The following is a 23,982-nucleotide window of genomic DNA, read 5'->3' as shown; positions in this document are numbered from 1 at the left end:
GGGCTCACCCCGCCAGCTCCGCCAGGCGCGCCTTCACCGCGGCAAGGTCGGCATCGAACAGCCGCGCCTGTTCCTCGCGCGCCGGGCCTTCGAGGCGCAGGAGATAGGACGGGTGCGCGGTGACCCACAGTTCGCTGCCGTCTTCCAGCGGGATCGGCGTGCCGCGCACCTTGGAGATGCTGACCGTCTTGCCCAGCAGGCCGCGCGCCGCGCTGGCGCCCATGGCGAGCACCAGCTTGGGCTGCACGATCGCGCGCTCGCTCTCGATCCACCAGCGGCAGATGTCGATTTCCTTCGCGCCCGGGTTCTGGTGCAGCCGCCGCTTGCCGCGCTGCACGTATTTGAAATGCTTCACCGCATTGGTGAGATAGGCCGCGCGCCGGTCGATCCCGGCCTTCTCCAGATGCACGTCGAGCAATTGCCCGGCCGGGCCCACGAAGGGGCGGCCAGCCAAGTCCTCGTTATCGCCAGGCTGTTCGCCGACGATCATCAGGGCGGCATCCTGCGGCCCCTCCCCCATGACGGCGGTATTGTCGAGCGCGCCGATGGGGCACTTGCGGCAGGCATGGATCGCCTTGTCGATCGCGGCCAGCGTGTCGGGCCGCTCCTCGAATTCCCCAGAGAACACAGACTTGCCCTTTTCCACCATGCTGGCCTCGCGCCCCTGTGCGCCTGCGATCAGGTCCGGGATGAGCGATGCCTCGGGCATGTTCTTCCAGTACTTCTTGGGCATTTCCTTCAGCATGGCCCCGATCTTTAGCCGCGCGGGGTTGAAGATGGAGGCGTAGTAGGTGCGCCACAGATCCTCCATCGGATCGCCGCCGGGGGCATCGTGGCGCTCGGCAGGCGGGCCTTCCGCCATCGTCTCGCCGTCCCAGTGGAGGCTGCCGCGAGGGGTCAGGATCGACCAGCGCATGTTCGAAAAGCGGCGCATGAAGAAGCCCGCATTGGCGCGCAGGATGTGATGCTCCGGCTCGAACCAGGCGACGTAGTGTTCGCCCGCCTCTTCCCCCCCTGAGTCATTTGGGCTTTCCACCAGCCGGAAGCGGACGAAGGCGTGCATCTTGTGGCTGTCGCGCCGCACGTTCTTGTCGAGTTCCTCCACCCGCCGTACGTCGAGGTCGGCCTTGTCCTCCATCATCCGCGGATTGGACTGGAGCCGCCACAGCAGGCGGTAGAGCAGCGCGAAACGCTCGGGATCGGAATGGAGGATGGCGTTCTTCGCGAGGCTGACGAAGCGGCGGTTGGCGCGCACCGGCCTTGCATCCATCGGCGGCACGGGCATGCGCCGCTCTCCATGAGCGAACAGGTCCCCACTCCCGCTCGGTTCGACCCAAGCGATCCGGTCGGGCGGCACATCGCACTGGACGAGCGAGCGCGCCCGTTCGCGCCAGAAGTCGAAATCGTCCGGCTCGGGCAGATGCACCACGTAATAGGTGCCGAGTTTGACATGCTGAAGCGCGGTCATGCCGCAAACAGCTCCAGCTGCTCTGCCTTTGGCGCGAGCAGGCTCCTGAGGTCGGCCCGGTCGGTCAGCATGACCGGGCGCCAGTCCACCGTGCAGATGAAGGGCCGCACCTTGGTGATCGACTGGGTGAGCAGCGCCACATCGTCCAGCCGCAGCGCGCGGTGGCGGCGACTGGCGAGGATCTTGCCCACCGCCTTCACGCCGAGGCCGGGCACGCGGAGCAATTGCTCCTTGGTGGACCGGTTCACGTCGACCGGGAATTGCTCTCGGAATTTCAGCGCCCAAGCGAGCTTGGGATCAATGTCCAGCGGCAGGTTCCCGTCCGCCTCGGTCGCCTGCATCACCTCGGCCGGTTTGTAGCCGTAGAACCGCATCAGCCAGTCGGACTGGTAGAGCCGGTGTTCGCGGATCAGCGGCGGACGCTTCAGTGGCAGCACCGCACTGGCATCGGGAATGGGCGAGAAGGCGCTGTAGTAGACCCGGCGCAGGCGGAAATTGTCGTACAGCCTGCTGGCCTTGCCCACGATGTCGGCATCGGTCGCGGCATCGGCGCCGACGATCATCTGGGTCGACTGGCCGGCGGGTGCGAAGCGCGGTGCGTGCTTGAACCTTTTGTGCGCGTCTTTCGCCTCTGCAAGATCGGCCTTCACCTTGCCCATCGCACCTTCGATCTGCCGCGCGTCCTTGTCCGGCGCGAGGCGGGTGAGGCCGCTGTCGGTCGGCAGTTCGACATTGATCGAGACACGGTCGGCATAGAGCCCGGCCTGGTGGACGATCTCCGCATCCGCTTCGGGAATGGTCTTGAGGTGGATGTAGCCGCGGAAATCATGCTCTTCGCGCAGGATGCGCGCGACCTCGACGATCTGTTCCATCGTGTGGTTCGAGTTCTTCACGATGCCCGAGGAGAGGAACAGACCCTCGATATAATTGCGGCGGTAGAAGGCCAGCGTCAGGTCGACCACTTCCTGCGGGGTGAAACGCGCCCGCGCCACGTTCGAGCTCTTGCGATTGACGCAGTAATGGCAGTCGAACACGCAGTGATTGGTCAGCAATATCTTGAGCAAGCTGATACAGCGGCCGTCGGGCGCGTAGGCATGGCAGATGCCCATTCCTTCGGTCGAACCGATCCCCTTTCCGCCCAGGCTGTTCTTCTTCGCCGTGCCGGACGACGCGCAAGAGGCATCGTATTTCGCCGCATCGGCGAGGATTTCCAGCTTCTGGAGGATCGTCTGCTGCGCCATTTGTTCTTTATGTGTTCCAGCACTGGATTCGCCAATGTCAAAAGATGCACGAAGTTGGATTTTTTCGGGAACTCCTCGCGCACACGCGCGCAGCGGGGGTACGGACCGCGCCCCTCTGGCGAGTGCAGCAGCATTCGTGATGTCGGACGTATCGCAACGCGAATTGCGCAGACGGGCCTGACACGACGTTGCTCCCGTGTGTGCACAGGGAGAATGTAATGATTTCCAGAAGAACGATGTTATCTCCCACCGGCGCCGCCGGAGCCGCCGCCATTGTGGGTGGGGGTGCAAGTGCCAGCGCACAGGCACCAAGCTTACTCAAGCCCGCCCCTCCGGCTTCGGAGCTGACCCCCGACACGGCACTACAACTGCTGCGCGAGGGTAACGAAGCCTTCCTCAGGGGAGAGCAGACCAGCGTCCTGACCAGCGCCCAGCGGCGTCTCGACATCGCCAAGGGACAAACCCCCTTTGCAGCTTACGTGACGTGCTCCGACAGCCGTGTTCCGCCGGAACTTCTTTTCGGTCGCAGACTCGGCGAGCTTTTTATCATCCGTAACGCCGGGAATACGGTCGATACCGTGGCGCTCGGATCCATCGAATATGCCGTGGCAGAACTCAAGGTGCCGCTGGTGGTGGTGATGGGTCACGAGAGCTGTGGTGCCGTGAAGGCAGCGACTCAGGTCGTCACCGACAACGCAGAATTCCCCGGCTCCATCGGCCCAATGATCGAACCGATCGTCCCTGCCGTCCTGGCAGCCCGCCGCGAAGAAGGCGACCTGCTCGACAACTCGGTCCGGGCCAATGTCCGCCGCGTGGTCAAGCAACTACGCCAGCACACCGATCCGATCCTGCTCGAACCGCAGCGGAGCGGCGCACTCAAGGTGGTCGGCGCCTATTACGACCTCGACCAGGGCAAGGTCGACTTCTTCGATCTGCCTTGATCTCAATGAGGGGACGGGTGTGGGCTTAATTTGCCTGCCACCGGTTCCCTAATGGCCCGGTAAGCATGAGCGGAAGGGCCGGATTCACCCTTCTTGCGGCAATAGGATCCTTCAAGGGGAGAAATGGCGCGTGGGGCTTTTCCGCAGGAACCAGGTCGCAAAACCGCAGGACCGGCGCGTTGCGACGCGATACAGCGTCGATTGCGCGGCAACGCTCAAGATGCTGGGCGGCGACCGTCACGGCCGGCTTTCGGATCTGTCCGAGGCAGGTGCGCGCCTCGATACCCCCACCCCCCCTAGCGAAGGCGTTTCGGGACTGCTTTCGTGGAACGGCCACGAGCATTTCGGCAAGGTGGTCTGGGCCAACGAGCGCAGCTGCGGCCTTGTGTTCGAGCGCCCCCTTCCCCAATCGGTCATCGACCAGACCGTCGACACGGTAGAGGTCCCGTCGGGTCCGGTCGCGAATTTCGGTAACATCCCTCTCGGGCAGCGGCGTTCGCGTCGTGCGAGCCTTGTTTCGGAAGGCTGAGGGTTCAGGCACCCGCAATCTCGCCTGCGCGATAGGCACAGGGATTGGAGATTGCCCATGCGCGCCGCATACCTGATGACTGCCCTTGCCCTTTCGGCAACCCCTGCTCTGGCGCAGGAAGAGGAAGCACAGGCCGACGCGCCTAGCGAAGTTCCTGCAAAATGCGTCGCGCCGCAAACGGTCGTTCCGCCTTTCAACAACACACCCGAGGCGATGGAGCAGTCGCGCGTCGCAGCCACGATCGTGGCCGGCGACAGTGTGTGCAAGGGCAGTGCGCTGATGCCCGAACTCTCCGAAATCCAGCACGGACCCGAAGAGCCGGTCGTGCCGGAAGAAGGCGCGCAAGAACCGTCCGAGCCAGCCTAGGCGCACAGGCCCTGCAAGTACCAGTCGGGCGCCCCGCCACGGCCGTCGCCCACGATGCCGAGGCGATAGATCCAGTAACGGCGTCCGCGATCGTCCTCGATCCGGTAGTAGTCCCGCAGCCTCGTACCCCCGCGCTCGCGCCACCATTCGGGAGCTATGCGTTCCGGGCCTTCGACCCGCGCCACCTCGTGCACTTCCCCCCGCCAGCGAAAGCGCCGCGGGTACCCGTCAGGGGTCGCATAGAGCACTGCAATCTTTTCCGGATTGTCTAGCAATTTCAAAGGCCTATTGTGAAAAGCCAATTCGCCTTGTGAAGTCGGTTCCGGCTCGAGCGGGGGCTGCCAGCGTTGCGCGCGCTCGGGGATGTGGCTGGCAAACGGAACCGGCCGCGTAACCGCATCCCTGCCGAGGCGTACCGTCAGCCGGTCGATACAGGCCGCCAGCGAAGTGCCGTGCGTTTCTGCCGCTGCCTCGATATCGCCCTGCTCCAGCGCCAGCGGCTCTGCCCAGCTGGCGCGCAGGCGCAGCATCTCGATACCGAACCCTGCATCCACATCGTCGAGCCGCGCCGCGAAGAGCCGGCAGATATGCGCCGCCTCGCGGGTGGCGGCAGCCATTTCGAGACGGCGCACCACCACCTCCCCGTCGACCCGCCACATTCCCAGCTCCAGCCTGCGCGCGCCTTCGCCCCGCGCTTCCAGTTCGCGCGCCATGTCACCTGCGAGGTCGCCCACCACCTGGTCCAGCAACTGGCGATGGCGGATCGGCTCCATCAGGCGCCGCTGGACCAGCGGCATGTGCTGCGGAACCACCGGCAGCAGCGGTTCAGGCACCCTGCCGAGGATCTGGTCGAGCCGGATGAGCGGGTTGGCGGCAGGCGACTTGCGGTTGCGGAACCGCCGCTGGATCGCATCGCGGCCGATCGTGACCAGCTCTCCGAGCCGCTTAAGGCCGAGGCGGCGCAGCACGGTAAGTACATCGTCGTCGAGGCGGAGCGCGGCGACAGGCAGGTCGGCAAGCCTCGCTTCGGCATCGTCCTGCGCAGCCAGGATCGCGCCGGGGGGGCCGTAATGCGACAGCGCCCATGCCGCCCCCGCCGTCGGCGCGATCGCGCAGCGCAGCGTCAGTTCGCGGCGCGCGAAGGCTTCTGCCACATCGGCCAGCAGCCTGCCTTCCCCGCCGAACAGGTGCGGCACTGCCGTCACGTCGACCAGCAGGCCGTCGGGCGCGTCCATCGCCGACCACGGGCCCCAGCGCTGCGCCCAGATCGCCAGCTTTTCGAGAAAGGCGAGATCGCCCGCCGGATCGCTCGGCGCGGTAGCGATGTCAGGGCACAGCGTGCGCGCATCGGCCAGCATCATGCCCCGGCGCGCGCCTGCCGCCATGCCCGGCCGGTTGGCCGCCTCGATCCGCGGCCCGTGGGCGGTATCGGCGATGAGCACGAGCGGCCTGTTGTCGAGCGCGCGGCGCTCGCCGGAACCGCCCAGCCGCCAGCGATCCATCGCCATGGCAGGCATCCAGATGGATAGGATGCGGCGCGGGCGCGCGGCATCCGGCAGGAGCGCGCTCATGCCCGCCGGGGCGCGCGGCGATGTTGCAACCCGGCCGCCCAGTTCGCGACCGCGCGGTCGGTTTCTGCGCCGGCCCTGCCTGCCCTGAGGGCCTTGCCGTCCTCTCCCAGCAGCCATTCGCCGGGCGCATGGCTGCGCGCCCGGAAGAGTTCGGCACGCCACGCCGGATCGCCCGGGGCCTGCGCGTTCCAGCGCGGCGGGGCGGACGGCGCGCTGGTGGCTTCCCAGCGCATCCGCGCCGAAGACAGGTCGCGCGCAGCATCGAGCCGGACAAGGAACAGCGGCACACCGTGCCTCTCGCTCACCAGGGTCAGCCGGCGCGAGGCGGTGAAATCCAGCGCCTTCGCATTGCCCGGGATTTCACCGATCACGAAGGCGAGATCGCGGCAGCGCAGCCCCTCTTCCAGCGCGAAGAGGGCATCCTCCACCTTCTCCGCCAGCACGTGGATCACGCGGCCCTGCAGGTCCGCCGGGAGCCCTGCGCGACAGGGCCTGCCGCCAAGGCGCGCCGCCTCGCGCGTCTGGACCCACAGCACGCCGCGCCGGTCCTCCGCCTCGCAGCCGCATTCACGCGGGACATGCCGCCAGTCGTCGAGCGCCAGGGCAAGCGCCACCCCCGCCCCTGCGGCTTCGCGCGAAAGGGCAAAAACCTCGTTGTGGAGCGCCGGCCCCTGCACTGCCGCCAGTCCCGGACGCCAGCGCGCGCTGCGACGCGCGGACAGCGCGGCAACGTCTTCGAAGGCCGTGATCGGCAGGGAGGAAAGGGCGGCATCGGACATGGGGAATCGACTCGTTTGTTCGCATTATGTTCTATGCGGCAGAGATTCGCAATTCGTCTGTGCACTGCCCCGCTCCGGCGCAGTCGCTGGAACACGCAAGCAGCTCCAAGCGTAGGAAAACCAAACGCAATCACCAAAAGGGCAAGATCATGAAATATTCGAAAGGCAACCCCGACGCGCTCAAGGAGAAGTTCTGGCACGCCATGGCGGATTCGCCGTTCCTCTTCCTCGAACTCGACGGCCAGTCCGACACTTCGGTGCCGATGACCGCCCAGCTCGACAAGGATGCCAACAGCTCGATCTGGTTCTTCACGCAGAAGAACAGCACCTTCGCGAAGCTGGGGAAGGTCAAGGCAAGTTACGCCGGCAAGGACCACGACATGTTCGCGCGCTTCGACGGCACGCTGGCGATCGAGACCAGCCAGGAGCGTTTCGACCAGTTCTGGAACAACTTCGTCGAAGCTTGGTACGACGGCGGCAAGGACGATCCGGATATCCTGTTCCTGCGCATGGACCTGGGCCAGGCGGAAATCTGGAGCGGCGACCTCGGCCTGCTCAACACTGCCAAGATGGCACTCGGCATGACCGTCCACGACGAAGCGGAAGAACGCCACGTGGAGAGCGTCGACCTCTAGGCGGATCGACTGCGCAAAGAAAAAGGGCCGCTCCAGTGGGGCGGCCCTTTCTTTTTGCCTTAGTCCCGCGGCTTGTCGGGATGGATGGGGATCATCGTCTCCTCGCCCGCTACATCGTCGACGACTTCGACGATCCCGCGTCCGAGATGGCTGTTCCCGCGGCTGTAGACGAAATAGATGACCAGGCCGATCGCGGTCCAGATCGGCAGCACCAGCATCGCTTCGAACGGCAGGTTCAGGAACAGGAAGGCGCAACCGAGGATGGTCGCCGGCCCAACCAGCCACAGCGCCGGCGTACGGAAATCACGCTTACGATCCGGGTCGGTCTTGCGCAGCAGCATGACCGCGACCGCCACCATCAGGAAGGCGTAGAGCGTTCCTGCGTTGGCGATGTCGGCCAGCTGACCCACCGGGAAGAAGGCGGCGGCAACCGCCACGATAACGCCGGTGATGGCAGTGACGACATAGGGAGTCTTCCATTTCGGGTGCACCTTGGACAGGCCTTCAGGCAAAAGACCGTCGCGGCTCATCACGAAGAAGATGCGCGTCTGCGCGAAAAGCAGCACCAGAATGACCGAGGGCAGCGCGAGGAAAGCCGCGATGCCCAGCATGTTGCCGATGCCCGAGAAGCCGATCTGGCGCAGCACGTGGGCCAGCGCTTCGTCCGAGCACACGAGAGCGCTCGAATAGGCAGGCAGGGCGCACTGGCGCGCCAGTTCTTCCGACCCTGCAGGGAACGGAATGCCGTTCGGCCCCATGATCGGCTGGCCGCCGATCGTACCGATCGCACCTGCCGCCACGAGGATGTAGAACACTGTGCAGAACAGCAGCGAACCGACGAGGCCGATGGGCACATTGCGCTGCGGGTTCTTGGTTTCCTCGGCCGCGGTGGAAACCGCGTCGAAGCCGACATAGGCGAAGAAGATGGTCGCCGCGGCACCGACCGCACCCACACCCGTCCCGAAGCCGCCGAACACGCCGGCCGGCAGGAAGGGATTGAACTGGTCTGGATCGAAATAGGCGCTGGTCAGCGTCAGCCCGATGAAGGCGGTCAGAGCCGTTACCTTGATAGCGACAAGCACGGCATTGACCTTGGCGCTTTCGCTCGTGCCGATCATCAGCAGCCAGGTCACCAGCAGGGCGATGACGAGCGCGGGCAGGTTGATGAAACCGCCTTCTGCCCCGCCCAGCGCCAGCGGCCCGGCCGACAGCCATTGAGGCAGGTATATGCCCATGAATTCGTTGAGGATGGTCCCCGTGAAATAGCCCGACCAACCGACGGAGACGGCCGATGCGGCGATGGCATATTCGAGGATCAGCGCCCAGCCGACGGTCCAGGCGAGGAATTCACCCATCGTGGCATAGCTGTAGGTATAGGCAGAACCCGCGACCGGGATCATGGCGGCGATTTCGGCATAGCAGAGCGCAGCGACGATACAGACGGCGCCCGCGATCACGAAGGCGAGCATCAGGCCCGGACCTGCCTTCTGCGCGCCGGCGGCCGTCAGTACGAAAATACCGGTGCCGATGATGCAGCCGATACCGAACAGCATGAGTTGGATGGCACCGAGCGAGCGGTGCAGCGATTTCTTTTGCGCCGTCGCCAGAATGGCGTCGAGCGGCTTTACTCTATCGAGGATCATTTCAGGCGAAGGCCTCCACGGGCCCGCCTCGGGACCCTCCCGCTCCGCCAGCCCGAAGCGCGCTAATTACGCGCGAACTTCAGACTGGAAAAGCGGCAAATATGTCAGGCCCCCAGAATCGAGGGGAAAAGCCCCGTCACGAGGATGATCGTGACTGCCAGCGGGCACAGCCAGGCAATCAGGAAACGCCACAGGCCGAACATTGCAGGCGACAGGCCGGTCGTCGTGCGCAGCAGGTTGGCATCCGCCTTCCACCCGACGAAGAGCGAGGTGAACAGCGCGCCGAGCGGCAGCATGACCTTGCCCGTGAACCCGTCGACCGTGTCGAGGATGTCGGTGTTCTCGAACAGCGACCAGAAGCCCAGCGGGCGCACATCGGCCCAGACATTGTAGCCTAGCAGGCAGGCGATCCCGATGAGGAAGGCCCCGCCGCCGAAGATCGCCGACGACTTCGGACGGCTCCAGCCGCGCTCCCCTATGCCCCATGCGGTGGGCACTTCGAGCAGCGAGATCGAGCTGGTGACTGCCGCCACGAGGATGAGGATGAAGAAGAGGAACCCGAACAATGCGCCGCCCGGCATGGTCTGGAATGCGAAGGGCAGCGTCTGGAATACCAGCGTCGGACCGGCGGCCGGATCCAGTCCGACAGCGAAAACGATCGGGAAGATCATCAGGCCGGCAAGGATAGCCACGCCGGTGTCGGCAAATGCGATCATGGCGGACGTCGCGCCCAGGCCGCTGTTTTCCTTGATGTAGGAACCGTAGGTGATCAGCCCTGCAACGCCGAGCGAGAGCGAGAAAAGCGCCTGCCCCAGCGCCGAATTCATGACCTGCGGGGTCAGCTTCGACCAGTCGGGCGTAAACAGGAATGCCACTGCATCTCCGATGTCGCCCTCGATCGCTCCGTAGATCACCAGGCCAAGCAGGAGCACGAAGAACGCCGGCATCAGGTAGGTCGCGGCCTTCTCGATCCCCGAACTGACGCCGCGCGCCACGATGTAGAAGGTAAGGCCCATGAATGCGAAATGCATGGCAAGCAGCAGGCCGGGACTGGCGAACATGTCGCCGAGCCGCTGCTGGATCTGTTCCCGGCTCTCCCCGGCAAGGGCGCCGCGGAACGGATCGCCGGACAGGATCGCCTGGAGGAAGTCCCAGCCCATCACGCCCGCATAATAGAGCACCCAGCCAGCCACGACCGAGTAGAACGACACGATCAGGAATGCCGCGATCGCCCCGATCCCGCCGAAAATGGACCAGCTCGGCGAGGCACCCGACTGCACGGCTACCTTGCGGATCGAACCGACGGCATCGGTCTGGCCGACACGGCCGACGAAAATCTCGGACAGCACCAGCGGCAGACCCAACAGGAACACGCAGCCGATGTAGAAAATGACGAAGGCGCCGCCGCCGCTTTCACCGGCCAGAGTCGGAAAGCGCCAGATGTTGCCGAGCCCGACTGCCGCGCCGACCGCGGCAAGAATGAATGCGCTACGCGAGGACCAGCCCTCGCCCGTGGTTTGAGAAGTCGCGACCATTTGTCGTCCTAATCCCTTGTTTCCCGCAGCGCTCCCGGTCGCCGCTCCTCGGGGCGGGCTTTAAGCATGGATAAAGGGCGGTGTCCAAGCGTTGCTTTGCCTTCTCCCCTGCACTTGCTAGGGCACGCCAATGTCGACCACATTCCAGCTCGATACGAGCACGAGCCGCGCCAACCCCACGCCCCAGCCGATGAAACGGCTGACGGTGCCGAAGATTCGTGCCCACAAGGCAGACGGCGAAACGAAGGAACCGCTGGTCATGCTGACCGCCTATACGGCGCGTCAGGCGCAGATCCTCGATGCGCATTGCGACATCTTGCTCGTCGGGGATTCGCTGGGGCAGGTAATCTACGGATTGCCATCGACCATTCCTGTTACGCTGGAGATGATGGCGAACCACGCTGCCGCCGTGGTGCGGGGTAGCTATCACTCGGTCGTGGTAGTCGACATGCCCTTCGGTTCCTACGAAGCGTCGAAGGAACAGGCGTTCGAAAACGCTGCCTATCTGCTTAAGCAGTCGGGCGCCGCCGCAGTGAAGCTGGAAGGCGGCGAGCAGATGGCCGAAACCGTCGCTTTCCTCAACCAGCGCGGCATCCCCGTTATGGGCCATGTCGGCCTGACCCCGCAGGCGGTAAACGTGCTCGGAGGGTACATGGCGCGTGGGCGCAGCGATGCGGAGGCGGACAAGATCGTCGGCGATGCAAAGGCGCTCGACGAAGCAGGTGCATTCGCGATCGTGATCGAAGGCGTAGTGGAACCCATCGCGATCGAAGCGACCAAGGCAGTGTCCTGCCCTACCATCGGCATTGGAGCCTCTGCGCAGTGCGACGGTCAGGTCCTCGTGACGGAAGACATGCTGGGCATGTTCGAGCGCGTCCCGCGCTTCGTGAAGAAATACGAAAACATTGCAGAGGTCATCGACCGCACGGTTGCAACATATGCCGAAGAAGTGCGTTCACGCAGTTTCCCGTCGCAAGAACAGACCTACCAGCCCAAGAGCTGAGACCCGGACCTAGAACATGCTCGCAACTCTCTGGCGTTTCTACGCCTTTTCCCTTTTCTTCACCCTTGTCTGCCTTGGCCTTGGCGCCTGGTACGGCTGGAGCGCGACCGGTACGATCACCGGGACGCTGTCGCTATTGTGGATCATCGTGGTCCTCTCGGTCCTTGAAATCTCGCTCAGCTTCGACAATGCCGTGGTCAACGCCTCGGTACTGAAGGAAATGGACGAGGTCTGGCAGCGCCGCTTCCTGACCTGGGGCATCGCCTTTGCGGTCTTCGGCATGCGCGTGGTCTTCCCGCTCGCCATCGTGGCCATCGCCGCGGGTCTCGGGCCGCTGGAGACAATCAACCTCTCGCTCAACCAGCCGGACGAATACGAGCGCATCGTATCGAGCGCGCATGTCGGCATTGCCGGTTTCGGCGGCGCATTCCTCGCGATGGTCGGCCTGAAGTTCTTTTTCGACCTCGACAAGGAAGTGCACTGGATCGCCGTGATCGAGCGCAACCTCGCCAAGTTCGCCGCCCTGCCCGCCGCCGAAATCGCTTTGCTGCTTTTGGTCATGTGGGGCATTTCGAACCTGCTCGAACCCGACGAAGCGCTGACTTTCCTCGTCGCCGGCATCCTTGGCCTCGTGACCTTCATTGCAGTCGAAGGGATCAACACGATCCTCGAGATGAAGGAGGAGGCGCACAGACTGCAGGGTGTCGTGGTGCGCAGCGGCCTCGGCGGCTTCCTCTACCTCAACGTACTCGACGCAAGTTTCAGCTTCGACGGGGTAATCGGGGCATTCGCATTGTCGAACAACATGGTCGTCATCGCGCTGGGCCTGTCGATCGGCGCGATGTTCGTACGTTCGATGACCATCCACTTGGTTCGCAAGGGTACGCTCGCGGCCTACCGATTCCTCGAACACGGCGCTTTCTGGGCGATCATCGTGCTCGGCGCGATCATGCTGGTGTCGGCCAAGTTCCACATTCCGGAGACGATTACCGGACTGATCGGTGCGATCCTGATCGGCCTCAGCTTCTGGTGGTCGGTGCGGTACAACCGCCGCCACCCGGTCGAGGCTGACGGGCCAGCCGCGTAGACAGGGGCGCGGCCAGCACCAACTGGAACAGGTGGTAAAGCAGCAGCGGCACCACGATGAACCCGGCCACGGCGGGCGGGAACAGGATCGTCGCAAGCGGCGCTCCTACCGCTGCGCTCTTCTGCGCTCCGGCGAACAGGAAGGCGATGCGGTCTTCGCGTCGCAGGCCCAGCATCCCGCCAGCGGCCCAGGCACCGAAGTGTCCCACGGCGAGGAACAGGCCGACCAGCGCAAGGACGATTGTCCAGCCCGACCAGTCCATGCGTGACCACAACCCCTGCTCTACGGCACCGGAAAAAGCCACGTAGACTGCGACCGCGATCACAAACCTGTCGATCCAGACGATGCGCTGCCTGTTGCCTGCCGTGAACCGGGCAGCGCGCTTCTGGAACACCTGCCCTATGGCAAAAGGCAAGACGAGGATCGTGAGGATCTTGACTATGACCTCGCTCCCCACCGCGCCCTCGCCGCTTCCGCCAAGCGCAAGGAAGATCGGCACGGTTACGAAAACACCGAGGATGTTGAGCAGTGCCGCGCTGACGACCGAGAGCGCGACCGTGCCGCCGGAAAGCGACGTGTAAGACGTCGCCGATTGCACCGTAGAAGGCAGCGCACCGAGGTAGAGGAAACCGAGTGCAACAACTGCGGGGAGCGAGCTCTTTGCAGCCAGTGACAGCCCCAGACCGGCAATCGCCATCGCGCCAAACACCCACAGGACCAGCGGCAAGAGGAACCTCCAGTTCGCGATACCGGCAAGGATATCCTGGCGGTCGATCCGCAGGCCATTGAGCAGGAAGAGCAGGAAAATCGCTGCATTGGCGATTTGCTGTGCAATCTCCCGCGCGGCCCCGGTCGCTGGCAGGAAGGCTGCTGCCGCAATGGCAATTGCCAGAAAGCGGATCATCGGGTCCCGGGCGATGGATGCAAGTGCCATGAGGGTCCACCTGCCCGTGAGCGGTGCCGGTGTCTAGCGGCGCGAAAGCGCGGCGAGTTTTGCCTGCAATTCGCTGCGCAGCGTCCTGTCCTCTGGCGGAAGGGCATCCAGCAGCGCCGTTATGGCAGGCAGGCTAGTACGCTGTGTTTCGTAGGCCTCCAGCGCCCAGTTCAGCTTGGCAGCGCCCTGACCCTCGCCCAATTGCCCAGCAGCGACGCTGCGGGCTGCAAGGACCCATGGCACGCCGCGCATTCCGCGTTTCAGCGCACGGTCGAAGAGGTCGGCGGCCTCCTGCCATTTCCCGGCTTCGGCATAGGCGCTCGCGGCAAACGCCGCGGCATGGCCGTTTGCCGGGTTTGCGGCGGCGTATTCGGCAATGACCCGTGCCGCGTCTTCGCTCTCCAGTGCCGCAGAGAGCCGCAAGACGAGCGGCCATGAACGCTTTATGCTTGCGGCTTTCCCATAGGCCTGACGCGCGCCGACGCGATCGCCGGCAGCCAGTGCGGCATCGCCCTGCAAGGCCCAGGCATCGCTCGAATTGGGAAATTCAGCAGTAAAGGAGCGCGCGGCAGCCAGCCCTCCCTGGAAATCTCCGTTATACATCCGCACACGGATCGCATCGCGTTTCGCCAGCGCGGCCCCGCCCTGGACACCCGTGGGAGGAAGAACGGCCAGCGCCTCCGCCGGCGAAGAGGCCAAATCGAGAAACACAGCAGCTTGCTCCCGATCCCCCAGCGCCTCGTAGGCACGGCCCACGAGCGTGCGCAGCCATACCGAACCGAGTGGTCCACGCGCCTGTTCGGCGAAGCGGTAAACCAGCTCCTCCTCCCCACCGCTGCGTGACAAGGCGAAGGCAAGCAGTTCTGCAACCCTGCGATTGTCGGGTTGCAGGCGCTGCAGCTGGTCGAGCGTTTGCGCTGCGCTTTCGAGGTTCCCCCGCTCGATGTCGATGATCGCCGAAAGCAACCGGGCGGCAGGTGTCCTGCTGCGCACCGCTCCCGAGCGGTCGAGCGCCTCGCGCGCTTCGACAAACGCGCCGCTACGAGCGGCTGCAACCGCCTTCAGATAGTGGGCTGCAGGCGTTTCACTCTCTTCTTCGTAAAGCAGGTCGATCGCCTGCGGAACGTCGCCTGCATCAAGCAGGGCTGCAGCGTATTCAATCCGCACCTCCTGGTCGCGAGGCGCCGCCTGCCGCGCCCTGGCAAACCATTCCGTCGCCGGGACCATCCCTTCGCTATCGCGCGCCAGATGGCCGCGGAACCGCAGCGCGGCGGCATTGTCCGGCCCGAGCTCCACTGCCTTTTGCGCCGCGTCGAGCGCGGCAAACTGGTTGCCGATGTTGTAGCGAAGCCGGCCGATATCGACCCACAGCTCCGGGTCATCGGGAGCGACAGCGCGCGCCCGTTCCAGCGCCTCGATGGAAGCCGGCAGGTTTCCTTCGCGGTAGGCAAGCTTGCTCAGCAGGCGGAAGCCTTCGCTTGCCGTCTGCGGACTAAATTGGCCATCACCGAGCCACTTGCGCGCTGAAACCAAGTCGCCGCGTTCCAGCGCCTCCTTGCCTGCCAATGCAGCGTAGTCGGTCCGGGGCGTGCCTGATGCCGCGAGCTCTTCAAGCGTCAACTGCACTGCCCGTGCATCGCCGCGTTCCACCTGGGCCCGCAGGTTTTCGATGCCGTCGCGGGTCCCGCCGCTTTCGCCGCAGCCTGCAACCAAGGCCGCTGCGAGAACCGCAGCCAGTCGGAAATCAGTCCTGCAGGTCATACTGCTTCAGAAGGTCGTACAGCGTCGGACGACTGATGCCGAGCAGCTTGGCGGTATTGGAGATATTCCCCTGCGTACGCGACAGGGCCTTGCGGATCATCCTCCGGTCGGCCTCTTCACGCGCCTGCTTGAGATTGAGCGCCAGTTCGCCAGCCTCTTCGTCACCGCCAAGGTCGAGGTCTTCCGCACCGACCAGCTTTCTGTCCGACATGATAACCGCCCGCTTCACGCGGTTTTCCAGCTCGCGAACGTTCCCTGGCCAGCCCCAGCTATCGATGGCCGCAAGGGCATCGGGAGCAAAGCCTTTCACCTGCGGGTTCATCTCCGCGCTGAAGCGGGACAGGAAATGCTTTGCCAGCAACACCGCATCACCCGGCCTTTCCGAAAGCGTCGGGATCTTCACGACGATTTCAGCGAGCCGGTAGAACAAGTCCTCGCGGAAAGTGCCTTCCGCGATCATCGCTTCAAGGTCCTGGTGCGTCGCACACACGATGCGGGTGTCGACCGCAATCGGCTTGCGCCCGCCGATCCGCTCAATGACGCGTTCCTGCAGGAAGCGTAGCAGCTTGACCTGAAGTGGCAGCGGGATGTCGCCGACCTCGTCGAGGAACAGCGTGCCGCCGTCGGCCAGTTCGATCTTGCCCTCATTGGTCTTCACCGCACCGGTGAATGCGCCCTTTTCATGCCCGAAGAGTTCGCTTTCGAGGAGGTTCTCCGGGATCGCGGCGCAATTGATGGCGATGAAGGCCCCGCTGCGCCGGTCGCTTGCCTCATGAAGTCCGCGAGCGAGCAGCTCCTTGCCGGTACCGCTTGCGCCGAGGAGCATGACCGAAACATTCGTCGGCGCGACACGCTCGATCGTCCTCGCCACTTTCGCCATTTCGGGGGCAGCAGTGATCATCGAGCCGAGGACCGTTTTTTCCTCGCCCACCTTGGCCGAAAGCCGGCGGTTTTCCGCCTCGATTTCGTGCAGCCTGAAGGCCCGGTCGACGATCATGCCGAGCTGGTCGATATCGACCGGCTTCTGGTAAAAGTCATAGGCCCCGCGGTCGATCGCCTGGAGAGCGCTTTCACGAGCGCCGTGGCCGCTGGCGACGACGACCTTGGTGTCGGGCTTCATCGCCATGATCGCATCGAGCACGGCAAAACCTTCGGTCGTCCCGTCGGGATCCGGCGGCAGGCCGAGATCAAGCGTGACGACTGCCGGCTCTTCCGCCCGCAAAGCGGCGAGCGCCTGGTCGCGGTTTCCCGCAATCACGACTTCGTAATTGTCGTAAGCCCACCTCAATTGCGCCTGCAGCCCTTCATCATCCTCGACAATGAGCAGCTTGGGTTTCGCCTCGGCCATCAGACGGTCTCCTTGGTCGGGGTGCCGGACCCTTGGTAGATTGCTTGTGCGGAGCGCAGCGGCAGGCTGACGCTGAAACGGGTCCCCAGCCCTTCGCGGGATTCGACGTCGAGCCGGCCTTGCATGGCGCGGATCGTCTCGCGCGCCTCGTAGGCGCCGATGCCGAAACCGCCGTCCTTAGAGCTGACGAAGGGCTTGAACAGGCCGTTGCGCAGGAAGGCGGGGCTCATTCCCTTGCCCTGGTCGATCACGTGGATCTGGCCTGTGATACCGTCGCTGAAAACTTCGATCGTAACCGGCGTTTCGTCGAAGCTCGCATCGATGGCGTTCTGCACTAGATGGGCGAGCGCCTGTTCCAGCCCCTCGGCATGGGCGACGACGACTGCCTGTTCCGAACGCGCGATGCCGATCGGATGTGACCCGCCAAACTGGTCGACGAGCTTTTTGGCGACCTGCGCGAGATCGAGCGGCTCGACCGCCTGGTTACCGGCCGTGCCATAGCGTCCGAGCCGCGCGAGCAGGAGGTTGAGCTTGTCCGCGCTGTTGCGCAGGGTGACGAGCATGTCCTTGCGGAATTCCGGCTTGTCGGCATGCAGTTCTGCATTGCGCATCAGGAGCGACATCTGGCTCGAGAGGTTCTTGATGTCGTGCATGACGAACGCCATGCGGCGGTTGAACTCGTCGAACCGGCTGGCCTCGGAAAGGGCGACCTGCCCGCTCTGTTCCGCAAGGTAGCTGGCGAGCTGGCGCCCTACGATGCCGAGAAGGTCGAAATCCTCCCAGTCGAGGTCGCGCGTGATGGCCGGCCTGGCGAGCACGATGACGCCCACAAGTCGGTCGAAATGGAGCAGCGGGACCGCGGCCCAGGCGCGCTGTTCCTCGCGCAGCCATTCGGGCAGGAATTCGAGCTCTCCGTGGTGTTCGACCCCTTTGCGCGCCTCGTCGAAATCGATGATCAGGCCTTCGCGCTCGAGGATGGTGGCCAGTTCGACCGGCATCGCCCGGTGCGGGATGTCCGCGTTCGGCCAACCCCAGCTTGCTCCCAGAACCAGCGATCCGTCGTCATCGGGGACTAGTAGCAGGCCCGAGGGACTGTCGGTGATGTCGGCCAGCGCCTTCACCGTACGTTCCTGCAGGCTGGTCTCATCGAAGCCGGTGCGGCCGATGGTGTTGGTGAAGCGCATCCACTCGCTCCGGTAATCGTAGCGGTGCTTGAAGAGATGCTTGATCGCGGTCACTCGCATCCAGCCGCGCATCCGGTCGGACGGCAGCCAGATCAGCGCCAGCGCACCCGCCGCGATAAGCAGGCCGACCTGCGTCAGGGCACGCACGTCGCCTTCGAGCAGGTCGAGCGAATTCGCCAGCACCAGCATGACCGCGAAATAGGCGCCGATCACCAGCAGCGAGAGCGAGCGGAAAGCGAGCGTGCGCGAAGGCCTGAATTCCAGGCCGGCGGCATTCGAATTGTAGCCGATGGCGAAGGGTATCGCGATGATCGCCGCAGCAAGCCCCTGGACCACGACCAGTTCGGGCGGTGCCCCTCCGGTGAGATAGGCCAGCGTATGGAAGTTGAGCGCGAACGCCCACATCCCTGCCATTGCCGCGGCATTCCAGCGCAGCAGGCGGCGCGAGGACAGGGCAGCGCCCACGTAGAGGTTATGGATCAGCACAAGCGCACCGACCGCAGTCAGGACGCGCAGGATCGCGGCGGTCTCGAACACCATCAGGCTTGCATCGGGCCAGCCGGCATAGCGCCGGGCCAGCATCAGCAGCGCGATCTGGAATGTCTCGACGATTGCCAATGCAATCGCTGCGGGTCGCACAAGGCGCAGGCTCTCGTCGCGGCCATCATTGGCGAACAAGCGGAAGAGGACGAAAATCCAGGCAAGGTTGCGCGCCACTTCCGTGAGCGAAACGACCAGCCGGTCGGGCGGGAAGCTGGCCGCCGCAAAGCACCAGTTTGCCGTCAAGGCGAGCGCTGCCACGCCGGCCCAGCGGTCTGGCCTTTCGCCCGCACCGAAACGCGCGACCCACAGCGCGGCCAGGCCGCAAACCAGCGCGCCGACCGCGTAAAGCACGGACCCGAGGCTGCCGACCCATTCCATCAGCGGGCACCATCCGGCCAGAGGATGACGCGCGCCGTCTGGAGCAGGATCAGCACGTCGAGAAAGGGCGAGTAATTCTTTGCGTAATACAGGTCGTATTCCAGCTTGCGGCGGGAATCGGCCATGCTCGCGCCATAGGGGTAGTTGATCTGCGCCCAGCCGGTAATTCCGGGCTTCACCATGTGGCGTTCGGCATAATAAGGCAGTTCGGCCTCGAGCTCGTGAACGAATTGCGGGCGTTCTGGTCGCGGGCCCACGAAGCTCATCTCGCCCTTCAGTACGCTCCACAACTGCGGCAGCTCGTCGATCCGAACTGTGCGGATGAATCGTCCGACACGGGTGATGCGCGGATCGTCCTTCTCCGCCCATTTCGCGCCGTGCACCTCGGCATCCTGGCGCATGGAACGCAGCTTGGGGATCATGAAATTCTGGCCGAACAGGCCGACGCGCTGCTGGCGGTAGAATGCCGGGCCCTTGCTCTCCAGTTTCACGAGCAGCGCGAAGAGGAGGATCAGCGGTAGGGTCGTCACAAGCAGGACAAGGCTCACCACGATATCGAAGGCGCGCTTGGCAATGGATGACAGGCGCTGGCCCGCAGTAAAACCGTCCGAGAAGATGAGCCAACTCGGGTTAAGAGTATCGAGGTCGAGCCTGCCGGTCTCGCGTTCAAGGAAACCGGACAGGTCGCTGACATCGACCCCCTTGGTCTTCACGCGAAGCAGGTCCTTTAGGGGCAGCGCATTGCGTCGTTCCTGCATGGCGAGCACGACTTCCTGTGCCCCGATGCTTGCGACATATTTGCCGAGGTCGCCAACTGAGGCGCGGTCGAGCGCGCCTTCGATCTTTTCGCCCGGACCTGTGCCCATCCACAGGCAGGCGAGCACCTTGAAGCCCGCATCGGGCCTGCGAGACAGGTCGACGATCCTCTGCGCCCTCGGCCCTGCCCCGAGCACAAGCACCCGCCGCCTGAAGGCTTCCTTGTCGATGATACGCGACATCAGCAGCCGGTTTACGACCAGCAGCACCAGCCCGATGACCATCGCGTAGAGCAGGATGGAGCGCCACAGCGCTGTACCGGGCAGCACGAGATTGACGAAAGAGATCGCAAAGATGCCAAGCCCCAGAGCCACGAAGATACGGGCAGTGGCAAAGCGCATCGAGCGGAGGGCGATCGGCGTATAAGTACCTACCGCAATGGTCGCGAGCCAGACGATGACGGCAAAGCCGATCACGGCCGGCAAGCGGTCGCGAAAAGGTCCCGGGTCCATTTGCAGCTGGAAGGTGCGCAGGTGCCAGCCAGCCTCGCCCGCGAGGACCAGCAAGAGCAGGTCCAGCGCGCACAGAAGCATCACCTCGTAAGGGATGTAATGCTTGAAAATTCGAAACATCGTCGTTCTGCGGCGGCCTCGGGCTTGGTTAAGGCCAGCCTTACCATTGGAATGGTGAACTGTCGGTAAATTTTACACCAATGAAAAACGGCGCCCTGTCGCGGTGACAGGACGCCGTTTCGAGTGATTTTTCAGGCCGGGTTAGTTGTTGACTGCGTCTTCGACAGCCTCGCCTGCGTCCTGCGCGGCTTCGCCGACGGCGCCGGCCGCTTCACCGACTTCATTGGCGGCATTGGCGATAGCCTCGTCCTTAGCGACCTCCGCCCCGCCCATTTGGGTGAAGAGGACGACCGCCACGACAGCGATGACCAGCAGGACGAGCGCCATGAGCCAGCCCGAACCACCGCTGCGGCGCGGTTCGTCGGTCACGACGGTATGGGTGGTGTGCGTATTGCCGTCGGGCGTACGCGTTTCCGTGATACGTTCTTCTGCCATTGGTACTTGCCTTCCCACAATTGCTTGTATTGTGGCGAAAACGCGGCGCGCTGGCAGGCGGTTCCCGCGTGACTGGTTAACGCTCGCCGAACTGGAACGGGGTGGTCCCGCGGCTCATCCGGTCGAAGCTGAGGTGGCGCCCACGCGGCGGAAGCGAACGCTGGGCGCAGTTCTCGCGGTGGCAGCGCGCACAGCCCGGTCCGATCGGCTGCGCATCGGCAGGACGCAGCGAAACGCCCCGCGCCTGGGCCAGGTCGCCTGCCAGGACGGCCTCGATGCCAAGCACCACGGAATAGCGCGCCTCGCCCTTGGCCCCGCTTCCCACTGGGCTCTTGGCCATGGTCAGCCAGCCGCCCTGCCGGTCTCCGCCATCGTCGAGCGCAATAAATTGCACCTGCAATTCCCCGCCCCGTTCGAAAGCCAGATGCGCGGCCCACAGGGGGCAACTCACCTCCCCGTCGAGGAAGCGGGCCGTGCTGGCACCGACGAAGACCTTGGAAAACTGCCCCGCCCGGTCAAGCCGCGCCATGAAGAAGGGCAATCCCCGCTGACCGACCCGTTGGAGCGTCGTCAGGCGGTGGGCGAGCTGCTCGAACGTCACCCCGAAGCGGCGTTGGAGAACCGGCAAATCGTATCCGGTCGCCTCGCAGGCACGCAGGAACCTGCCATAGGGCATGATCAGCGCTGCGGCGAAGTAGCCGGTCAGGTGGCGGGCGAACAATTGCCGCGCTGCATCGTCCTCCAGCCGCGCACCCTGCACGATGGCGTCGATCTCGTCGCGCTGTTCGAGCTGGGCCAGCTGCGTGGCGAGATGGAAATTGCGCGAGGCCGGGCTGAGCATTTCGTTCAGCTGGATCTGCCGCGCATGGAGATCCAGCCGGCTCAACCTGTCCGGTAAGACCTCAGCGGGCAGGATGCGCACGGACAATTGGTGCCGCTCACGCAGGCGGTCTGTCAGGGCGACCCCGATATCTCCGCGCGACAAGCGGATTTCGTCGGCCAGCTCATCGGCCGCCGTGTCGAGGTCCGCGAAATGGTTTCGCCAGCGTTCGATCTCGCGCCGCGACGCGGCGAGCGGATCATCGAACAGGTCCGCGCCTGCACCCGCCTTGTCATAGAGGCGCGCGAAGGCCGCAGCGATCTGCGGCGAAGTCGCAAGGAACTCCTCCGCTTCGTCCCGGTCGATGGCGAGGTCGGCGAACCGTTCGTCCGCCAGTCGCCGCATCAGCCCGTCGAGTCCGCCCACCGCCTCGTCCTCGCGCAGGGACCGCGGGTCGAATTCGAACTGTTCGACCATCGCCATAATGACGCGCGCGCTAACCGGGCGCTGGTTGCGTTCGATCAGGTTGAGGTAGCTGGGCGAAATCGACAGGCGCGTCGCCATGGCTGCCTGGGTCAGGTTCTCGCGCTTTCTGAGGCGACGTATCGCCGGCCCTGCAAGGAGCGCCTCATCTGCCATTTTGTAAATTCCTTTACATCTTTACAGCCACAATTGCCAGATACGCGCCAATTAGACAACAAATTCTGTAAATTTCTCTGTCCTGCAAACGCCCGAGGGCACATCTTCCTCTCAAGGCCACAGTGCCAAGACGACAGGAGATTCGCATGACCTACCAGAGCCGCATCGCCGAACTCGGCCAGACCATCGCCAAGAATGGCGACAGCTGGGCAGCCATCGACGCAGCAAGCGCTGCTCGCATGGCCGTGCAGAACCGCTTCCCCACCGGCCTCGACATTGCGCGTTACACCGCCAAGATCATGCGCGAGGACATGGAAGCCTACGATCGCGACCCGGCGAACTACACCCAGTCGCTCGGCTGCTGGCACGGTTTCATCGCCCAGCAGAAGATGATCAGCATCAAGAAGCATTTCGGCAGCACCAAGCGCCGTTACCTCTACCTTTCGGGGTGGATGGTCGCCGCCCTGCGCAGCGAATTCGGCCCCCTGCCCGACCAGTCGATGCACGAGAAGACGAGCGTTCCGGCACTGATCGAGGAACTTTACACCTTCCTCAAGCAGGCCGATGCCCGTGAACTCGGCGGCATGTTCCGCGAACTCGACAAGGCCAAGGAAGCCGGTGATGCAGTCAACACGCACCGCCTGCTGCGCGAAATCGACGAGCACCAGACGCATGTTGTGCCGATCATCGCCGACATCGATGCAGGCTTCGGCAACGCCGAGGCGACCTACCTGCTCGCCAAGAAGATGATCGAGGCGGGTGCCTGCGCACTGCAGATCGAGAACCAGGTGTCGGACGAAAAGCAGTGCGGCCACCAGGACGGCAAGGTTACCGTTCCGCACGAGGACTTCCTCCAGAAGATCCGTGCGATCCGTTACGCCTTCCTCGAACTGGGCGTGCCCGACGGCATCATCGTCGCACGCACCGACTCGCTCGGCGCCGGTCTCACCAAGCAGATCGCATACTCGACCGAACCGGGCGACCTTGGCGACCAGTACAACAGCTTCCTCGACTGCGACGAAGTCGATCCGGCCAACATCACCAATGGTCAGGTCTTCATCAGCCGCGACGGCAAGCTGCTTTCGCCCAAGCGCCTGCCCAGCAACCTCTACCAGTTCCGCGCCGGAACGGGTGAAGACCGCTGCGTGCTCGACTGCATCACCGCTCTCCAGAACGGTGCGGACCTGCTGTGGATCGAGACCGAGAAGCCGCATGTCGAACAGATCGCCGGCATGGTCGACCGTGTTCGCGAGGTGATCCCGAACGCCAAGCTGGTCTACAACAACTCGCCCAGCTTCAACTGGACCCTCAACTTCCGCCAGCAGATTTTCGATGCGTGGGAGAAGGAAGGCAAGGACGTGTCGGGTTACGACCGCGCCAAGCTGATGAGCATCGACTACGACGGCACCGAACTCGCCGCCGAAGCCGATGAGAAGATCCGCACCTTCCAGGCCGATGCCGCGAAGCGTGCCGGTATCTTCCACCACCTCATCACGCTGCCGACCTACCACACGGCCGCGCTGAGCACCGACAACCTCGCCAAGGAGTACTTCGGCGAACAGGCGATGCTCGGCTACGTGAAGAACGTCCAGCGCGAGGAAATCCGCCAGGGTATCGCCTGCGTGAAGCACCAGAACATGGCCGGCAGCGACATCGGCGATGACCACAAGGAATACTTTGCCGGCGAAGCGGCCCTCAAGGCTGGCGGCAAGGACAACACCATGAACCAGTTCGCAGCTGCCTGAGGAGAGGAA

General features: G+C 64.2%; 20 protein-coding genes. 7 read left to right on the top strand and 13 right to left on the bottom strand.

Translation table 11 applies throughout. The annotated features are described in order from the left end of the window. Positions 1-4 precede the first annotated feature (4 nt). Both GRI42_RS02620 and GRI42_RS02615 read right to left on the bottom strand, forming a co-directional pair. Entirely contained in the window at positions 5-1,468 is a 1,464-nt protein-coding gene (locus GRI42_RS02620) for a UdgX family uracil-DNA binding protein (RefSeq protein ID WP_160606659.1), read from the bottom strand. Beyond that, complete coding sequence (locus tag GRI42_RS02615; protein WP_160606657.1) at positions 1,465-2,709, bottom strand: putative DNA modification/repair radical SAM protein; 1,245 nt, start codon at positions 2,707-2,709, stop codon at positions 1,465-1,467. The genes GRI42_RS02620 and GRI42_RS02615 overlap by 4 nt, the downstream gene beginning before the upstream one ends. Before the next feature lie 236 nt (positions 2,710-2,945). Between GRI42_RS02615 and GRI42_RS02610 the strand changes: the two genes are divergently transcribed. The 3 genes from GRI42_RS02610 (at position 2,946) to GRI42_RS02600 (ending at position 4,545) form a co-directional block, all read left to right on the top strand. Further along, entirely contained in the window at positions 2,946-3,650 is a 705-nt protein-coding gene (locus tag GRI42_RS02610; protein ID WP_160606654.1) for a carbonic anhydrase, read from the top strand. A 130-nt stretch (positions 3,651-3,780) separates the two neighbouring features. Further along, complete coding sequence (locus GRI42_RS02605; RefSeq protein WP_160606652.1) at positions 3,781-4,179, top strand: PilZ domain-containing protein; 399 nt, start codon at positions 3,781-3,783, stop codon at positions 4,177-4,179. Between the two features lie 57 nt (positions 4,180-4,236). After that, entirely contained in the window at positions 4,237-4,545 is a 309-nt protein-coding gene (locus GRI42_RS02600; protein ID WP_160606649.1) for a hypothetical protein, read from the top strand. Here GRI42_RS02600 and GRI42_RS02595 read toward each other — a convergent pair. Continuing rightward, positions 4,542-6,116, bottom strand: a complete 1,575-nt coding sequence (locus GRI42_RS02595; RefSeq protein WP_160606647.1) for a DUF6504 family protein — start codon at positions 6,114-6,116, stop codon at positions 4,542-4,544. The two genes, GRI42_RS02600 and GRI42_RS02595, sit on opposite strands and share 4 nt — an antisense overlap. Next, entirely contained in the window at positions 6,113-6,895 is a 783-nt protein-coding gene (locus GRI42_RS02590) for a hypothetical protein (protein ID WP_160606646.1), read from the bottom strand. The genes GRI42_RS02595 and GRI42_RS02590 overlap by 4 nt, the downstream gene beginning before the upstream one ends. A gap of 149 nt (positions 6,896-7,044) precedes the next feature. Here GRI42_RS02590 and GRI42_RS02585 point away from each other — a divergent pair, with 149 nt between their 5' ends. Beyond that, positions 7,045-7,530 (top strand): pyridoxamine 5'-phosphate oxidase family protein, encoded by a 486-nt coding sequence (locus GRI42_RS02585; protein ID WP_160606644.1) that lies wholly within the window; start codon positions 7,045-7,047, stop codon positions 7,528-7,530. A 59-nt stretch (positions 7,531-7,589) separates the two neighbouring features. Here GRI42_RS02585 and GRI42_RS02580 read toward each other — a convergent pair whose 3' ends face one another. Continuing rightward, positions 7,590-9,173, bottom strand: coding sequence for an amino acid permease (locus tag GRI42_RS02580; RefSeq protein WP_160606642.1), 1,584 nt, complete (start codon positions 9,171-9,173; stop codon positions 7,590-7,592). A 104-nt stretch (positions 9,174-9,277) separates the two neighbouring features. Beyond that, positions 9,278-10,708 (bottom strand): sodium-dependent transporter, encoded by a 1,431-nt coding sequence (locus GRI42_RS02575; RefSeq protein WP_160606640.1) that lies wholly within the window; start codon positions 10,706-10,708, stop codon positions 9,278-9,280. 130 nt (positions 10,709-10,838) lie between these two features. Between GRI42_RS02575 and panB the strand changes: the two genes are divergently transcribed. Both panB and GRI42_RS02565 read left to right on the top strand, forming a co-directional pair. Next, positions 10,839-11,711, top strand: coding sequence for a 3-methyl-2-oxobutanoate hydroxymethyltransferase (gene panB, locus GRI42_RS02570; protein WP_160606638.1), 873 nt, complete (start codon positions 10,839-10,841; stop codon positions 11,709-11,711). A 16-nt stretch (positions 11,712-11,727) separates the two neighbouring features. Then, the gene (locus GRI42_RS02565; protein ID WP_160606636.1) at positions 11,728-12,798 is read left to right on the top strand and encodes a DUF475 domain-containing protein; all 1,071 of its coding nucleotides are present in this window, start codon (positions 11,728-11,730) and stop codon (positions 12,796-12,798) included. Here GRI42_RS02565 and GRI42_RS02560 read toward each other — a convergent pair. From GRI42_RS02560 to GRI42_RS02530, 7 genes are all read right to left on the bottom strand, one after another. Next, positions 12,731-13,732 carry a bile acid:sodium symporter family protein gene (locus GRI42_RS02560; protein WP_160606634.1) on the bottom strand — a complete coding sequence of 334 codons (1,002 nt, stop codon included), beginning with the start codon at positions 13,730-13,732 and terminating at the stop codon, positions 12,731-12,733. The genes GRI42_RS02565 and GRI42_RS02560 overlap by 68 nt on opposite strands. Before the next feature lie 33 nt (positions 13,733-13,765). Continuing rightward, positions 13,766-15,493 carry a tetratricopeptide repeat protein gene (locus tag GRI42_RS02555; protein ID WP_160606632.1) on the bottom strand — a complete coding sequence of 576 codons (1,728 nt, stop codon included), beginning with the start codon at positions 15,491-15,493 and terminating at the stop codon, positions 13,766-13,768. Further along, entirely contained in the window at positions 15,477-16,841 is a 1,365-nt protein-coding gene (prsR, locus tag GRI42_RS02550) for a PEP-CTERM-box response regulator transcription factor (protein WP_160606630.1), read from the bottom strand. The genes GRI42_RS02555 and prsR overlap by 17 nt, the downstream gene beginning before the upstream one ends. Beyond that, on the bottom strand, positions 16,841-18,946 hold the full coding sequence (prsK, locus tag GRI42_RS02545; protein ID WP_160606628.1) for an XrtA/PEP-CTERM system histidine kinase PrsK: 2,106 nt from the start codon (positions 18,944-18,946) through the stop codon (positions 16,841-16,843). Before prsK ends, prsR begins: the two co-directional genes overlap by 1 nt. Next, positions 18,946-20,334: a TIGR03013 family XrtA/PEP-CTERM system glycosyltransferase gene (locus GRI42_RS02540; RefSeq protein WP_160606626.1), complete on the bottom strand. Its 1,389-nt coding sequence runs from the start codon at positions 20,332-20,334 to the stop codon at positions 18,946-18,948. Before GRI42_RS02540 ends, prsK begins: the two co-directional genes overlap by 1 nt. Positions 20,335-20,475: 141 nt before the next feature. Then, positions 20,476-20,769 carry a hypothetical protein gene (locus GRI42_RS02535; RefSeq protein WP_160606624.1) on the bottom strand — a complete coding sequence of 98 codons (294 nt, stop codon included), beginning with the start codon at positions 20,767-20,769 and terminating at the stop codon, positions 20,476-20,478. Between the two features lie 76 nt (positions 20,770-20,845). Then, positions 20,846-22,228: a helix-turn-helix domain-containing protein gene (locus GRI42_RS02530; RefSeq protein ID WP_160606622.1), complete on the bottom strand. Its 1,383-nt coding sequence runs from the start codon at positions 22,226-22,228 to the stop codon at positions 20,846-20,848. A 146-nt stretch (positions 22,229-22,374) separates the two neighbouring features. Between GRI42_RS02530 and GRI42_RS02525 the strand changes: the two genes are divergently transcribed. Then, the gene (locus tag GRI42_RS02525) at positions 22,375-23,973 is read left to right on the top strand and encodes an isocitrate lyase (protein WP_160606620.1); all 1,599 of its coding nucleotides are present in this window, start codon (positions 22,375-22,377) and stop codon (positions 23,971-23,973) included. The last annotated feature ends 9 nt before the right edge of the window (positions 23,974-23,982 follow it).

Origin of the sequence: Qipengyuania gaetbuli, assembly GCF_009827315.1 — a bacterium.
GTDB classification, from domain to species: domain Bacteria; phylum Pseudomonadota; class Alphaproteobacteria; order Sphingomonadales; family Sphingomonadaceae; genus Qipengyuania; species Qipengyuania gaetbuli.
This window is presented reverse-complemented; position numbering and strand designations above follow the sequence as displayed.

Coding starts and splice junctions, on each gene's coding strand:
- panB (WP_160606638.1), top strand. CDS start 10,839: ATGTCGACCACATTCCAGCTCGATACGAGCACGAGCCGCGCCAACCCC.
- prsR (WP_160606630.1), bottom strand. CDS start 16,841: ATGGCCGAGGCGAAACCCAAGCTGCTCATTGTCGAGGATGATGAAGGG.
- GRI42_RS02540 (WP_160606626.1), bottom strand. CDS start 20,334: ATGTTTCGAATTTTCAAGCATTACATCCCTTACGAGGTGATGCTTCTG.
- GRI42_RS02560 (WP_160606634.1), bottom strand. CDS start 13,732: ATGGCACTTGCATCCATCGCCCGGGACCCGATGATCCGCTTTCTGGCA.
- prsK (WP_160606628.1), bottom strand. CDS start 18,946: ATGGAATGGGTCGGCAGCCTCGGGTCCGTGCTTTACGCGGTCGGCGCG.
- GRI42_RS02575 (WP_160606640.1), bottom strand. CDS start 10,708: ATGGTCGCGACTTCTCAAACCACGGGCGAGGGCTGGTCCTCGCGTAGC.
- GRI42_RS02595 (WP_160606647.1), bottom strand. CDS start 6,116: ATGAGCGCGCTCCTGCCGGATGCCGCGCGCCCGCGCCGCATCCTATCC.
- GRI42_RS02525 (WP_160606620.1), top strand. CDS start 22,375: ATGACCTACCAGAGCCGCATCGCCGAACTCGGCCAGACCATCGCCAAG.
- GRI42_RS02535 (WP_160606624.1), bottom strand. CDS start 20,769: ATGGCAGAAGAACGTATCACGGAAACGCGTACGCCCGACGGCAATACG.
- GRI42_RS02615 (WP_160606657.1), bottom strand. CDS start 2,709: ATGGCGCAGCAGACGATCCTCCAGAAGCTGGAAATCCTCGCCGATGCG.
- GRI42_RS02585 (WP_160606644.1), top strand. CDS start 7,045: ATGAAATATTCGAAAGGCAACCCCGACGCGCTCAAGGAGAAGTTCTGG.
- GRI42_RS02580 (WP_160606642.1), bottom strand. CDS start 9,173: ATGATCCTCGATAGAGTAAAGCCGCTCGACGCCATTCTGGCGACGGCG.
- GRI42_RS02555 (WP_160606632.1), bottom strand. CDS start 15,493: ATGACCTGCAGGACTGATTTCCGACTGGCTGCGGTTCTCGCAGCGGCC.
- GRI42_RS02590 (WP_160606646.1), bottom strand. CDS start 6,895: ATGTCCGATGCCGCCCTTTCCTCCCTGCCGATCACGGCCTTCGAAGAC.
- GRI42_RS02610 (WP_160606654.1), top strand. CDS start 2,946: ATGTTATCTCCCACCGGCGCCGCCGGAGCCGCCGCCATTGTGGGTGGG.
- GRI42_RS02565 (WP_160606636.1), top strand. CDS start 11,728: ATGCTCGCAACTCTCTGGCGTTTCTACGCCTTTTCCCTTTTCTTCACC.
- GRI42_RS02620 (WP_160606659.1), bottom strand. CDS start 1,468: ATGACCGCGCTTCAGCATGTCAAACTCGGCACCTATTACGTGGTGCAT.
- GRI42_RS02600 (WP_160606649.1), top strand. CDS start 4,237: ATGCGCGCCGCATACCTGATGACTGCCCTTGCCCTTTCGGCAACCCCT.
- GRI42_RS02530 (WP_160606622.1), bottom strand. CDS start 22,228: ATGGCAGATGAGGCGCTCCTTGCAGGGCCGGCGATACGTCGCCTCAGA.